This is a genomic window from Nonomuraea sp. 10N515B (assembly GCF_052245915.1).
Classification (GTDB): domain Bacteria; phylum Actinomycetota; class Actinomycetes; order Streptosporangiales; family Streptosporangiaceae; genus Nonomuraea.
The window spans coordinates 1-11,590 of record NZ_JBQQBQ010000128.1; the positions used below are offsets into that span (position 1 = coordinate 1).

Below are 11,590 nucleotides of genomic sequence, written 5' to 3' on the forward strand. Positions count from 1 at the left end.
GCATCTCGTCGCGCTGGTCCGCGCTGGGGCGACGTTCGTCAACGGCAAACTCGTCGAACGCCCTGAGGGGCAGCCTTCATCGGCAGCCGCTTAAGAACTTGATCCACAGGTCTTGACGATTGCTCTCTGGAGCCACTCCGCATGGGCCAAACACCGATGGGTACTCGCGCCGACGCTGGCCCCTTTTCGGTACCTTCCGTATCTACGATGACCATGGATGTGACTCCACCTCTGATGCGGACGGTGTTGGCCGGTACTTATCGCTGAGGCCCGCCCAGGAACGTTAGGAGTAAGACAACTCATGAACGGCCCCGCAAGAACCTGTGCCGCCCTCGCAGCAGGAGTCGCCTTAGCCGTGTCGATGACCGGCTGTGGGCCTATGTGCCGCACGCTAGCGAACGAAGAGATCAGAGATCTCAAGCAGATCGTGTCAGGGCTTCTCCCCGACTCTGTCGCCATTACTCTCGCAGAAGAGAACGACTGCGATTCTGGTTACGGTGGGTTTCTAACTTTCACAGCGAGTCGCACGATGACCAGTGAGCAGGTATTCGAGAAATTCCTGGCCAAGGGTTGGAGTCGCATCGATCAACCGTACAAGGAGGGATGCGTCCGGTGCGTCGACGGCCTCGACGGCGTGAGCACCGAATGGGGCAGCGAAGTCGTCTATCTCACGATCAGCAATTCTGAGGACGACTCAACCATGGATATCTTGGCAGCGTTCCAATAGCGCGCGGCACGAACACGACCGGGTGCGAGAACGACTCAGGCTGGAAGGGCCGGCGGCAACGCGGCTGATCAACACCGGGAACTCATGCCCTCGCGTCTTGGGCGGTGAGGGCTCCTGTAGCGCAGTCAGGTAGCCCCCACCAGCCTGTCCGGATCGCCTGCTCTTCCCGAGGGGAAGTGCAACTCGGCGGCGCACGTGACGGTGACGATGACGAGGGCACGGCGGGCGTACTGATCCCAGCAGGGTGATCGAGAGCTGCTGGCCCGTTAAGGCCCGCGAAGATCGAACAGGCTCGTACAACATCAAAGCCCAGGTGCCGAATCCATCGATCTACCTGGGCTTTCCTACTGAGAGCGGGTGACGGGAATCGAACCCGTGCTGTCAGCTTGGGAACTCTTTCAAGATCACACGGCTTGAGCTAGGGAAACGCTGACCTGCGCGTATGCCGGTCGAGTGACCGTGAGGTCCCCTGAGTTCCCGCTGATCGCCCTACGAGCGGGCACGCAACGGGCACGAGGTCGCCGAGGAAGGGTTTCACTGCACGAGGGGCGAGTTGAACCATTCGCCTACCTTGTTGACCAGGGAAAACACTGGCAGAATCTGGATTGATCTACACGGCGCGCTGCCGGTTCGAGAACTGGCCGATGTCCGCCGGAAGTGACTGATGGCTTATCCGAAATGACAGAGTGTGAAATTCCATTGCGAGACCCCGTGAGATCGCATAGATCACTCCTGTTAGAGACACGCGGCCGACACGCCGAGGGACACAACGATACATCTTCAACGCCAGTCCCATCGTCGGTCCTGAAATTGCCCCTGGTATAGCTGGAACCTCAGTTGGTCATCGGAACGTTTGACTGAGCACTAAGTGATCGTGAGAGGAACCCCTGCGTGTCGACACCCCCCGGAGATCAGCCGTCGCAGCCGGAAGAGTCCGTACCGCGCGAAGGTGACAGCGGGCAATTTCCTGAGACCTGGACAGCGCCTACGATATATCCCGTCCGTCGTAGACGGCTTCGCCCTCCAGGGATCACGCTCATCGTACTTGGGATTGCCGTTCTAGTTGCAGGATCGCTGCTCGCCGTCAGCGCCGTGATGCGCCAAGTCACGCGCACCGTTGTCTCGGCTGAGATGCCGGACCAGTCCGGCATACCCAAGAACGCCAAACCCGGCGACTGTCTAAAGGCGGGCAAGAACACAGAGCACGAGATTGTCGCCTGTACAGACCCAGATGCGATCCAGAGGATCACACATGTCTTCACCGACATGACCATGGCCACCTTTGACTCCAGAATGGCCAACGGCGGCGACATCTGCCCCGAGGGCGAGAGGACTACCGCCTACTCAGAAGGGGATGACAATGCCAAGGCGACCGTCTACTGCCTAGCATGGGCTGCTACCGTGGCAGCAAGTCAGCACGCCAAAGCGGAAGCCGACGATGTTAGTTCCCCAGCAGTCGACTTCTACCAAGCCGCTAAGGTAAACGACTGCGTTACCGGCGGCACCTACACGGACTACAAGGTGGTCCCGTGTGCTGACGCAACTGCTGCATGGAAGATCACTAAGAAGACCGTCGCGACCCGTGCAGAGTTGGATTCCGAGTCGCCGGCCAACAGTCGATGCGCCCAGAATGAGGTCATGGTTAGCCACTGGAGCAGCGAACATCCAGAGGCGCAAGCCAACGTGATTTGTCTAGTCCGCACACGATGACCTCTTCAGCGGATATGAAGCGCGGACGACCTGGCTTTTCAGTCTGAGAGAGGGTGAGGGAATCGAACCCGCGCTGTCAGCTTGGAACCATCTACTAATCTTGCCGTGTTGAGCTGGGAAAACGGGCGTGCAGGTCGAGGCTGGTCTAGTGCCCCTGAGTCCCCGTGATTCACCGCTGATCGCCGCTCGTTCTGGCACGGATCTGGCACGCGGTCGATGCCTCTGTGTTGTGGCATTTGTCGGTCGAAGCTGACAGCATGCAGCCTAATGGACCTAGACGACTTCTGGCTCTTCCTCCAGCGGTCCCCGTACGCGGAGTGCAGATCATGACCGAGGACGAGATCTTCGAAGCGATACTGTCAGCCCCTGGGCCCAATGTACTACCGGCGGCCTCGTCCGAGGCGGTCGCTGAGACTGAAGAGGCCATCGGTTATCCGCTTCCTCCGCTGCTACGGCGGTTGTATCTGGAGGTGGGGAACGGAGGTTTCGGTCCGCGCGGTGGCATCATCGGTGTACGGGGCTATGACTTCTGGAAAAGCGACATCTTCGCGGACATCACTGAATCGGCTTTGCGTTTCGAACCGAGTCCTACGGACGATGCGCGGGCATGATCCAGTTGTTGGACTGGGGGTGTGCAATCGCGTCACTGCTGGATTGCCGCGATCCCGAGGGCGCGATGTGGGGATGGGACCCCAATCTGTGTTGCTTGGATCACGCGCTCTTCCCTCAGGACATCACCTTCGCGTCGTGGCTCGCGGAGTCGATTGCCCGCGACTTCGCCGAACCGTTCTATGACGGTTACTTCGAGGTCTCGCCGCAAGATGAAGCAGAGATCGCGGTGAGTACCATCGGAGAAGAGGAGGAACCGTGCATGTGGGCGCCGCCTGCATGGGTGAAGGGCAGGAGGGCCGGCATCTGGGAGCGCCGTCACATGTCCGATGACTGACGGGTTGGCTTGGTAAGCGAGCACGCGGCCGAGTTCAGGAGGAGCGTTTCCACCAAGATCTGGGCCAAAGGCGATCAAGAAAGCCCAGGTCTCGGGTTTCGAATCCGACCCGGGCTACCACGCTGAGAGCGGGTGACGGGAATCGAACCCGCGCTGTCAGCTTGGGAATTGCAGCTATCCCAGGGGCCACACCTCGGGTTGCCTGGTCATCGGCGGTATCGGGCTGGTCGTGAGTGATCGTGGCTGACCCCTCGTCACCGGGGTTAATGGCACGCTAATGACACGACGATCGGGGGGCTGACATGGCATTTCATAAGGAGATCGCGGCGCACCTGGCCGATGAGCGGATGACCGAGTGGAAGACTGCCGCCACCTACGGCGAGCTGGTTGAGATGGAGCGGAACGGCGAACGAGATCTCCGCGAGGTGGTCGGGGAGGACAGTCGCACCTACAGTGTCGTTGCCTCCGTCCTGCCCGATGGCGACGGAAGCGTGCGAATGATGGTCGCAGTCGATGACGGTGGTTGGTCGGCGTTCAAGCCTCTGATACGCGGTGAGATCATGCGTCCGGATGGCACGTTTTTGGAGTAGCGCACCGCGCGCAACCCCCTGCCTGATCATCCCAGCCACCTACGGAACCCAGGCTCGACACGGCGACCATCCCGGCAAGTTCCATGATCGTGGTGTCGGGTGCGCTCGTTGCCTGGAGATCACGTACGTGGACCGCGTCGTGCCCTGTTTTGGTCAGCAGCTCGGCGACGCGGGGTGAGAGGTTCTCATCGACCAGGAAGTTCACGCTGGCTCTCGGAGACGGTAGAAGTGGACATTCGTTGACGCTGCAGCGTACTCAAGCGCCTGCTTGATGTCCTCGCGCTCCAAGTCCGGGTAGTCCGAGAGGATCTCGTCGAAGGTCCATCCGCCGGCGACGAGCCGTACCACCGTCTCCACCGTGATGCGAAGACCACGGATGGTGGGCTTGCCTTCGAGCTTGTCGAGCTCAAAGGTGATCCGATCGAAGTTCATGCTGTTTCCCTCCCCTCCTGATACTGCCGGGTTGGTCACGAGGGAGCGACCCGAGATACGCCGCAGGGAAGCAGCGGGTCGAAGTCCGGGACGTCTCTATGACGAGAACATCACATGTGCAGCGGGTGACGGGAATCGAACCTGCGCTGTCAGCTTGGGAACTGCCTGATGGGGTGCTGAGCTGGGCAGGAAGCCGGTCCTGAGTGACCGTGATTAACCACTCGTCGCTCCTCTTAATGGCCTGCCAAGGGCCCGACGATCAGCCCGCAAGCTGGTGCTTCTCGCGCGACGCAGGCACCCTGTCAACGGCCTTCCACCTCAGCTCAGATGTACGGCCCTTTGGCCGTGCCGCGATCATCTCCGAGCCAGAGGCCCTCGCCGCAAGCGTGAATTCACGGAGTGGGCCGCACCCCTCGTGGTGTCGCGCTGTTGGTGATCGCAATCGGAGTCGTACCTACAGAGTTGCACGAGGCGGTGATCTTGGTGCTGGAACGAATCCACCTACCGGGAGCCCGTGGCCGTCATGCCGACAGAAGCACCTCCTGCATCCCAGCCCGCGCAGCGGATTCGTAGAGTCGCCGTCCCGAAGGCAAGCCAGTTGACCCTCGTTTGTAAGAGAGCGCTCAGCCCTCGCCGGTGCGCAACCCACCGACGGCGACCCTCGACGCTAACAAGGCGGTCACGGCACCGAGGAGGATTCGAGGTAGGATAGAGAGCATGACAGAGCCTACTGGCAAGTATTCGATCACCATGCCGCGTGACATCGCCGAGGCCGCCCGGTCCCGGAGCGGCCCTTCCGGCCTGTCCGCCTATGTCGCCGCCGCCGTCGCCCGCCAGATCGAGCGCGACAACCTTAACGAACTCATCCAGGTCGCCGAGGCTGAACACGGCCCCATCACCGACGACGAGGTCCAGGCGCTGCGCGACCAACTCCACCAGGTCCGGCGGGGACAGGCCAAGGGCGGGGCGGCCGCGTGACCCGTTCTCCAGCTGCTCCCGGCGGCACCCTTGTCCTCGACAGCGAGGGACTGGCCAAGGCCGTCCTGCGCGACCGTACGGTCACGGCATGGCTCGCTCTCGCCCGTGCCGACGACCTTCGCGTCATCACCTCTGCCGCCACCCTCGTCGAGGTGGTCCACCCCCGCGTCAACCGGCCGGCCCTGGAGTGGACGCTGTCCCGCCTTGTCGTCGAGCCGGTCACCGAACCGATCGCCCGCCAAGCCGCCACGCTGTTGTCCGATGCCAGCCTGCACGGGCACAAGTACGCCATCGATGCCATGATCAGCGCCACCGCCCTCGCTGCTCCAGGTCCCGTCACGGTCCTCACGTCCGACCCCGACGACCTCGCCGCCCTGTGTGGCGCACGCGTCACTGTCATCAAGGTCTGAGTCGTGCTCCAAGCCCACTGGTTCCGACAGGGTGATCACCCGGCCTAATCGCACAGGGATCAACAACCCTGGACAACGTCAAAGCTCAGGCACCGGATCCATCGGCCTACGTGGGCTTTCTCGCTTGGGGCGGGTGACGGGAATCGAACCCGCGCTGTCAGCTTGAGGACTCTTTTGTTCGCGGACAGAAGACCTTCCCCAGCCGCGGACACGGGATGTAACACGTTCGCGGGCAGCGGTTCTCCCCGGCTCGGCTCAGGTCGATGGGGGGCGGGGGGATGGTGACTTGGCGGGTCGGGGGGTCTGTTCGATCAGAGTTTCGGTGGCTCGATCGAGGAGGTCGCAGAACTGCCGGTGCTCGACTGGGGTGAACGTGTCGATGAAGGCTTTCTCGAGCGCGTTGACTTCTTGGTAGGCCCCGTTGAGGTGGCGCTGGCCGGTGTCGGTGAGGGTGGCGATCATGACTTTGGCGTGCACGGGCGATGGCTGCCGGTCGATGAGGCCCTTGGCCTGCATGCCGGTGAGGACCGTGGCCATGCTCTGCTGGGTGACGCCGCAGGCGCGGGCCAGTTGGGCGCCGGACATGCCGTCATCGCGGGAGAGGGTGAGCAGCACCGTGTACTGGGTCATGGTCAGCCCATAGGTACGCAGGGCGGCTTCGTGATGGGCCATCAGGGCCTGTTCGGCGCGGCGGATCCTGGTGCACAGGTATTCCTCGGCGGTCATGTCGGCCATGGCTGTCACAGCTTCCTCACTTGACTCAGCATCCTGAGACTCGCTAGCTTTTGAGTATCAGGATACTGATTCAACCACGAAGGTTGTGAACCATGAAGGCTGTCGTGCTCGCCGCCGACGACCAGTTCCGTGTAACCGAGATCGCCGAGCCCACCGCGGGGCACGGGGAGGTGGCGATCCGCGTCGCCTACGCGGGCGTCCAGTGGGGGGATGTGCTGATCCGCGACGGCCACTTCCCGACTCCTCGCCCCTTCGTGCCCGGCTTCGAAGCATCCGGGCAGATCATCTCGGTCGGCGAGGGTGTCGATCCGGCACGCGTCGGTGAGCAGGTCATCGCGCTGACCAGTTCAGGCGGCTTCGCGGACGTCGTCGTCGTTTCCTCGGCGCTGGCGATCGCGGCGCCCACCGTGGACTCGCGGACCGCCGCCGCGTTCGGCTGGGTCACCCCCGCCGCCTATGACCTGATCAACACCGTCGCGGGGGTCCAACCGGGCCAGAGCGTCCTGATCCACGCGGCAGCCGGCGGGGTCGGCATGCTCGCGGGGCAGTTCGCCCGGGCCGCCGGCGCGGGGCGAGTCGTGGGCGTCGTGGGCAACCCGGGGCAGGTCGACTACGCGCGGAAGGTCGGCTATGACCAGGTGCTCAGCCGCGAAGAGTTCCCCCAAGTGCTGGACGGGGAGCACTTCGATGTGATTCTCGACCCAATCGGCGGACAGACCCGGCTGACCAACCTGGAACGCCTGGCACCGCACGGCCGGATCGTGGTCTACGGCAACATCGCCACCTTCGAGCCGGTCTCGGTCTCGGCCAACGATCTGCTGATGCAGGGCACGTCGATGCTGACCTATAACAGCAACCTGCTCAGCCAGACCCATCCCGAGCGGCTCGCCGACAGCGCACGCCGCGCGCTGGAACTGGTCGGTGACGGCAAGGTCGGCATCGACATCACCGCCGAATACGAGCTGGCCGACGTCGAGACCGCGATCGCCGATCTCGCCGGCGGAGCGACCCGCGGCAAGAGCATCGTCCGGATCGGATGACGCCAATCCGGGTCTGCCCGGGGCGCTGTCGGCTACCACAAGCCCCCGGGCCGCCGGACGGGTTCGATGAAGACCTACATGGACATCTCTCGTGGCGCCCTGCGATTCTTTCTCGATCTATGGGCCGGACACCGCAGTGGGTTTCTGTGCTTCCACCATCACGCAACGTCAAACTCGTTGCCTTCTGGGTCGAGCATCACGACATGACCAAGGTGCTCACCGTAGGACTCCTCGCGGACAGCCGTAGCCCCGGCGGTGACCAGCTCGGCTACTTTCGCACGGATGAGCTGCTCATGCTCGGCCATGTTCCAGGGCGGCTCGCCTGCCACCCGGATGTCGATGTGCATCCTGTTCTTGGCTGTCTTGCCCTCAGGCACCCTGAGAAAGCCGATGGCCGGACCCACGCCGTCCGGATCGATGATGGAAGCACCGTCTGGGTCGTCGTACCCCGGCTCAGCTACATACCCGAGTGCGATCGCCCAGAACGCGGCAATCCTGTGCGGGTCGGCCGCGTCGCAACCGAGCGTCCAATGTGTAGCCATGCCTGCAAACTACCGGCGTGCGCGCTCATCTGCATGACCGTGCGCCGGTCGACGCGCTGGACGCCCCAGCTGCGGCGGCTGAGGATGTTGGACTGGCTTGTTCTTCGGTCGGGGTCGCGCGGGAGAATCGTAGTCATGGGGATCCTGCGTGCGTCGCGCGGCGGTACAGCACTACGGCGAGCAGATCTGACCTACCGAGAACAGGGCGCCACGCGTGACGCGCTTCCGGCCGGTTACCACCATGTCTATCGCCGCGCACTGGTGGGCGTTGGCCAAATCGCCTTCGAACAGGCTGCACGCGCGCTGTCCCACTGGGACATGCACCGCCGAGCGGGACTCGGTGTCACCACGTCCGCCCCCGTAGCCGTCCCCGGTAGCGTCGTCCTGTTGACCATCGGGTGGCGTTGGCTGAGCATCAGCGCGCCGTGCCGCGTCGTGTACGCGATGGAGGAGCCAAACCGTCGTGGGTTTGCCTACGGAACTCTTCCAGGCCACCCCGAATGCGGCGAGGAAGCATTCTTCGTCGAACGGACCCCGGAGGACCAGGTCTGGCTCAACATCCGCGCGTTCTCGCGTCCTGCCCGCCTGCTCAGCCGTCTCGGCGGACCGATGACCCGCAAGGTACAGGGCCTGGTCACCGACCGCTACATCGACGCCCTTCGTGATGAGCGCTGACCTCTGGCAATGACGCGATACACGTGCAGCATGGCCCGGTGTTCCACCGGGAGCCGCCTACGCTGGGGCTGTGTCTGACGATAACGGAAGCCGGCCCGCCCGCGTCGAGGACGTGCACGAACTGGCTCTGGCCATGCCGCACGTCACCGTCGAGTACGGGACCGGCGGCAATCCGGTCTACCAAGTGGGCGGGAAGTCGTTCATCTTCTTCCGCAACCCACGGCCAGACGCGGTCGACCCTGACACCGGGGAGCGCTATGTGGATGTGATCGTCTTCTGGGTTGAGTCCGAGGCGGACAAGCAGGCGCTGGTTCAGGACGAGAGGTCGCAGTTCTTCACCACCGCGCACTTCGATGGTCACCCGTCGGTGCTGCTGCGGGCCAGTCGAATCGGCGAGCTCACCCGGAACGAGCTGGCCGAGATGGTCCAGGACGCGTGGCTGTCCCGCGCATCAGCTCGCAGAGCGGCAGCCTGGCTCCGCGAACATCCCCCGGCATGATCAGTGACCGTGAGTATCCGTGAATGGCCTTGGGTGCCCGTCTGTTCTGGCACGGATCTGGCACGTGGATCATGCTCGCTTCAGCGCAGAGGCAGCGCGCGGACACGGATACCTCCGGTGGAGAACGCCGCGATTGCGCCTGTCTGTAGGTGCTGTTCGAGAACCTCGAGATTGGCCAAGATGATGTCGACCAAGTCGGGTGGACGAAGCTCCACCAGTTCTCGCACGAGGATTACGGAGGGTTCGGTTGCGCGGGCGTGGGCCAGGAGCGCGCCGAAGTCGGTATCGGCGGAGATGATGATCCGGCCATCCGCGACGGCAAGTTGCATGATCGTGGTGTCGGGTGCGCTCGTTACCTGGAGATCGCGCACATGGACCGCATCGTGACCAGCTTTGGTCAGCTCTGCGACGCGGGGTGAGAGGTTCTCATCGACCAGGAAGTTCACGTTGGCTCGCGGAGACGGTAGACGTGGACATTCGTTGACGCTGCTGCGTACTCAAGCGCCTGTTTGATGTCCTCCCGCTCCATGTCCGGATAGTCCGAGAGGATCTCGCCGAAGGTCCATCCGCCGGCGACGAGCCGTACCACCGTCTCCACCGTGATGCGCAGACCACGGACGGCGGGCTTACCCTCGAGCTTGTCAGACTCGACAGTGATCCGATCGAAGTTCAGGGTGTCTCCCTCCCCTGCTGATACTGCCAGGTTGGCCAGGAGGGAGCGACCGAGATACCCCGCCGGTGGCAACGCGCTTAACTCCTCCACGCCATCATGACGACGGCATCGCGTGTGGAGCGGGTGAGGGAAGCCCTGCGCTTTCAGCCTGACGTGCGCTCTGGCGCTCGCGCTGTGGGGACGGCTGCGATGATGCTGCTCACTTTGAGGAAGGACTGAACGGTGCAGCAAGGATCAAGGGCTCCGGAAACAGATAGCGGTACGGGCAAGGCTGACCTCGATGTACGCGCCCGTGACAAGAAGGTCGAGGTCCGGCTGGCCGTGGCAGGCGATCCCAGCACACCCAACGAGATTCTCGAAGCCATGGCGGCAGATTCCTCCCGCACGGTCAGGCGTGCTCTGGCGGCTCGGAGCGACGCGCCGGTCGGCTTGCTTCGTGCACTCGCCGGCGATTCGGACCTGAAGACCCGTCAGATCCTTGTTGAGAATCCCACCTGTCCACCTGATGTGCTGGTCGCCCTGGTGGAAGATCCTCACTGGTCGGTCCGATGGTCACTGCCGGACCATCCCGCCGCCGATGCCGCGGTCCACCGTGCCATCTGCCGGTCCACGGACGAGGATCTGCGCCGGTTGCTCGCTGAGAGGCGAGGACTGGATGAGGAGACCAACGCGGTACTTGCCGGGGACCGCTCTCCAAACGTTCGAGCCAGCCTGGCAGCGCACACCGATGCCCCAGACATCCTCGCCATTCTGATGACCGACGCCGATCCCAAGGTCCGCGTCGGCACGACTCAGAACCCACTCACCACAATAGATCGACACCGCCTTCTCGCAAACGACAAGTCCGCAGCCGTGCGCGCGGCCGCAGTGCAGTCGGGAAGACTCCCTCACGACGAACTGCAGCGCCTTGCCCATGATCGCTCGGTCAACGTGCGATGGTGGCTGGCCACATGGCCCACCACACCGGAAGCCGTCTTGCCGGTTCTCGCAGAGGATCCTCATCCCGATGTGGAGACCCAAGCCCGAGCGAGGCCCAGGAAGAACGCCTAGCCTGTTAGTGGCCCGCGAAGATCCAACAAGCTCGCATACGACCAAGGTCCAGACACCGAATCCACCAGTCTACCTGGGCTTTCGTAGTGAGAGCGGGTGACGGGAATCGAACCCGCGCTGTCAGCTTGGGTCGACATCGACGGCAGCCCGCACACCATGTCCGGCCCAACGTCGCGGCACGAGCGGTGGGCGCGCGAGAAGGGCCCCAGGTTGCACGGGCAGCGTGGCCTCGTCCAATGATCGTAGACGTCAAGTCTGGATGGACGGCGTCTCTGACGTCGAGGACGCCAGACCGCGGTGGAACGAGGAGAACATGAGCCAGTATTTCCAGGTTGGCGATCAAGTCCTCTGGAACCCCTCTAACGGAGTCGCTGGTCTATTCATGCGATCAGCAGAGGCTCTTGCCCCCGAGACGGGATTACCGACAGGACTCGGCCCTATGGAGAGCGACGAGTGTGAGAGGGCGTTACGCGAGGCGAAGTCCATGATGTCGCAGTGTGATCGGATGGATTTGTAGCGTTACCGCCCGTCGGCGGGCTGCCCTGTGCTGGGATAGCCGGGTGAGCGAGCGCAAGCCGTACCC

The 11,590-nt window shown here is 63.3% G+C and carries 18 protein-coding genes; 12 read left to right on the top strand and 6 right to left on the bottom strand.

All coding sequences use genetic code 11. The features are described 5' to 3' along the window. The first annotated feature begins 301 nt into the window (after positions 1–301). From ACTWQA_RS57485 to ACTWQA_RS57505, 5 genes are all read left to right on the top strand, one after another. Positions 302–727 carry a hypothetical protein gene (locus ACTWQA_RS57485; RefSeq protein ID WP_443167228.1) on the top strand — a complete coding sequence of 142 codons (426 nt, stop codon included), beginning with the start codon at positions 302–304 and terminating at the stop codon, positions 725–727. A gap of 1,095 nt (positions 728–1,822) precedes the next feature. Further along, positions 1,823–2,437 (top strand): LppU/SCO3897 family protein, encoded by a 615-nt coding sequence (locus ACTWQA_RS57490; protein WP_443167243.1) that lies wholly within the window; start codon positions 1,823–1,825, stop codon positions 2,435–2,437. A gap of 326 nt (positions 2,438–2,763) precedes the next feature. Continuing rightward, on the top strand, positions 2,764–3,048 hold the full coding sequence (locus ACTWQA_RS57495; RefSeq protein WP_443167229.1) for an SMI1/KNR4 family protein: 285 nt from the start codon (positions 2,764–2,766) through the stop codon (positions 3,046–3,048). After that, on the top strand, positions 3,045–3,383 hold the full coding sequence (locus tag ACTWQA_RS57500) for a hypothetical protein (protein ID WP_443167230.1): 339 nt from the start codon (positions 3,045–3,047) through the stop codon (positions 3,381–3,383). The genes ACTWQA_RS57495 and ACTWQA_RS57500 overlap by 4 nt, the downstream gene beginning before the upstream one ends. A 302-nt stretch (positions 3,384–3,685) precedes the next feature. Next, positions 3,686–3,973, top strand: a complete 288-nt coding sequence (locus tag ACTWQA_RS57505; protein ID WP_443167231.1) for a hypothetical protein — start codon at positions 3,686–3,688, stop codon at positions 3,971–3,973. Here the strand turns inward: ACTWQA_RS57505 and ACTWQA_RS57510 are convergent. Both ACTWQA_RS57510 and ACTWQA_RS57515 read right to left on the bottom strand, forming a co-directional pair. Then, positions 3,942–4,178, bottom strand: a complete 237-nt coding sequence (locus ACTWQA_RS57510) for a DUF5615 family PIN-like protein (protein WP_443167232.1) — start codon at positions 4,176–4,178, stop codon at positions 3,942–3,944. The two genes, ACTWQA_RS57505 and ACTWQA_RS57510, sit on opposite strands and share 32 nt — an antisense overlap. Then, positions 4,175–4,405, bottom strand: a complete 231-nt coding sequence (locus ACTWQA_RS57515) for a DUF433 domain-containing protein (protein WP_138672249.1) — start codon at positions 4,403–4,405, stop codon at positions 4,175–4,177. Before ACTWQA_RS57515 ends, ACTWQA_RS57510 begins: the two co-directional genes overlap by 4 nt. A 717-nt stretch (positions 4,406–5,122) precedes the next feature. On the opposite strand from ACTWQA_RS57515, the gene ACTWQA_RS57520 reads away from it, so the two are divergent. Both ACTWQA_RS57520 and ACTWQA_RS57525 read left to right on the top strand, forming a co-directional pair. Further along, the gene (locus tag ACTWQA_RS57520) at positions 5,123–5,383 is read left to right on the top strand and encodes a CopG family transcriptional regulator (protein WP_443167233.1); all 261 of its coding nucleotides are present in this window, start codon (positions 5,123–5,125) and stop codon (positions 5,381–5,383) included. Beyond that, entirely contained in the window at positions 5,380–5,793 is a 414-nt protein-coding gene (locus tag ACTWQA_RS57525) for a type II toxin-antitoxin system VapC family toxin (protein WP_443167234.1), read from the top strand. Before ACTWQA_RS57520 ends, ACTWQA_RS57525 begins: the two co-directional genes overlap by 4 nt. Before the next feature lie 255 nt (positions 5,794–6,048). On the opposite strand, the gene ACTWQA_RS57530 is transcribed toward ACTWQA_RS57525, so the two are convergent. Then, positions 6,049–6,528, bottom strand: coding sequence for a MarR family winged helix-turn-helix transcriptional regulator (locus ACTWQA_RS57530; protein ID WP_443167235.1), 480 nt, complete (start codon positions 6,526–6,528; stop codon positions 6,049–6,051). Positions 6,529–6,632: 104 nt separating this feature from the next. Between ACTWQA_RS57530 and ACTWQA_RS57535 the strand changes: the two genes are divergently transcribed. Continuing rightward, positions 6,633–7,568 (top strand): quinone oxidoreductase family protein, encoded by a 936-nt coding sequence (locus ACTWQA_RS57535; protein WP_443167236.1) that lies wholly within the window; start codon positions 6,633–6,635, stop codon positions 7,566–7,568. 158 nt (positions 7,569–7,726) lie between these two features. On the opposite strand, the gene ACTWQA_RS57540 is transcribed toward ACTWQA_RS57535, so the two are convergent. After that, entirely contained in the window at positions 7,727–8,110 is a 384-nt protein-coding gene (locus ACTWQA_RS57540; protein WP_443167237.1) for a VOC family protein, read from the bottom strand. A 135-nt stretch (positions 8,111–8,245) separates the two neighbouring features. On the opposite strand from ACTWQA_RS57540, the gene ACTWQA_RS57545 reads away from it, so the two are divergent. Continuing rightward, the gene (locus ACTWQA_RS57545) at positions 8,246–8,785 is read left to right on the top strand and encodes a DUF1990 family protein (protein WP_443167238.1); all 540 of its coding nucleotides are present in this window, start codon (positions 8,246–8,248) and stop codon (positions 8,783–8,785) included. A 70-nt stretch (positions 8,786–8,855) separates the two neighbouring features. Continuing rightward, a complete protein-coding gene (locus ACTWQA_RS57550; RefSeq protein ID WP_443167239.1) occupies positions 8,856–9,284 on the top strand; it encodes an MmcQ/YjbR family DNA-binding protein in 429 nt (142 codons plus the stop codon). A gap of 80 nt (positions 9,285–9,364) precedes the next feature. Here the strand turns inward: ACTWQA_RS57550 and ACTWQA_RS57555 are convergent, their stop codons facing one another. Together ACTWQA_RS57555 and ACTWQA_RS57560 are read right to left on the bottom strand one after the other, a co-directional pair. Next, positions 9,365–9,730, bottom strand: coding sequence for a DUF5615 family PIN-like protein (locus ACTWQA_RS57555; protein WP_443167240.1), 366 nt, complete (start codon positions 9,728–9,730; stop codon positions 9,365–9,367). Beyond that, a complete protein-coding gene (locus ACTWQA_RS57560; RefSeq protein WP_443167241.1) occupies positions 9,727–10,047 on the bottom strand; it encodes a DUF433 domain-containing protein in 321 nt (106 codons plus the stop codon). The genes ACTWQA_RS57555 and ACTWQA_RS57560 overlap by 4 nt, the downstream gene beginning before the upstream one ends. Before the next feature lie 132 nt (positions 10,048–10,179). Here ACTWQA_RS57560 and ACTWQA_RS57565 point away from each other — a divergent pair, with 132 nt between their 5' ends. Together ACTWQA_RS57565 and ACTWQA_RS57570 are read left to right on the top strand one after the other, a co-directional pair. Next, positions 10,180–11,007, top strand: a complete 828-nt coding sequence (locus tag ACTWQA_RS57565; RefSeq protein ID WP_443167242.1) for a hypothetical protein — start codon at positions 10,180–10,182, stop codon at positions 11,005–11,007. 313 nt (positions 11,008–11,320) lie between these two features. Further along, positions 11,321–11,524 (top strand): DUF6086 family protein, encoded by a 204-nt coding sequence (locus ACTWQA_RS57570; protein ID WP_443167244.1) that lies wholly within the window; start codon positions 11,321–11,323, stop codon positions 11,522–11,524. Positions 11,525–11,590 lie beyond the last annotated feature (66 nt).

What these genes read in the sequence shown, in the direction of transcription:
- ACTWQA_RS57485 (WP_443167228.1), top strand. Translation starts at nt 302, where the DNA reads ATGAACGGCCCCGCAAGAACCTGTGCCGCCCTCGCAGCAGGAGTCGCC.
- ACTWQA_RS57490 (WP_443167243.1), top strand. Translation starts at nt 1,823, where the DNA reads ATGCGCCAAGTCACGCGCACCGTTGTCTCGGCTGAGATGCCGGACCAG.
- ACTWQA_RS57495 (WP_443167229.1), top strand. Translation starts at nt 2,764, where the DNA reads ATGACCGAGGACGAGATCTTCGAAGCGATACTGTCAGCCCCTGGGCCC.
- ACTWQA_RS57500 (WP_443167230.1), top strand. Translation starts at nt 3,045, where the DNA reads ATGATCCAGTTGTTGGACTGGGGGTGTGCAATCGCGTCACTGCTGGAT.
- ACTWQA_RS57505 (WP_443167231.1), top strand. Translation starts at nt 3,686, where the DNA reads ATGGCATTTCATAAGGAGATCGCGGCGCACCTGGCCGATGAGCGGATG.
- ACTWQA_RS57515 (WP_138672249.1), bottom strand. Translation starts at nt 4,405, where the DNA reads ATGAACTTCGATCGGATCACCTTTGAGCTCGACAAGCTCGAAGGCAAG.
- ACTWQA_RS57520 (WP_443167233.1), top strand. Translation starts at nt 5,123, where the DNA reads ATGACAGAGCCTACTGGCAAGTATTCGATCACCATGCCGCGTGACATC.
- ACTWQA_RS57530 (WP_443167235.1), bottom strand. Translation starts at nt 6,528, where the DNA reads ATGGCCGACATGACCGCCGAGGAATACCTGTGCACCAGGATCCGCCGC.
- ACTWQA_RS57540 (WP_443167237.1), bottom strand. Translation starts at nt 8,110, where the DNA reads ATGGCTACACATTGGACGCTCGGTTGCGACGCGGCCGACCCGCACAGG.
- ACTWQA_RS57545 (WP_443167238.1), top strand. Translation starts at nt 8,246, where the DNA reads ATGGGGATCCTGCGTGCGTCGCGCGGCGGTACAGCACTACGGCGAGCA.
- ACTWQA_RS57570 (WP_443167244.1), top strand. Translation starts at nt 11,321, where the DNA reads ATGAGCCAGTATTTCCAGGTTGGCGATCAAGTCCTCTGGAACCCCTCT.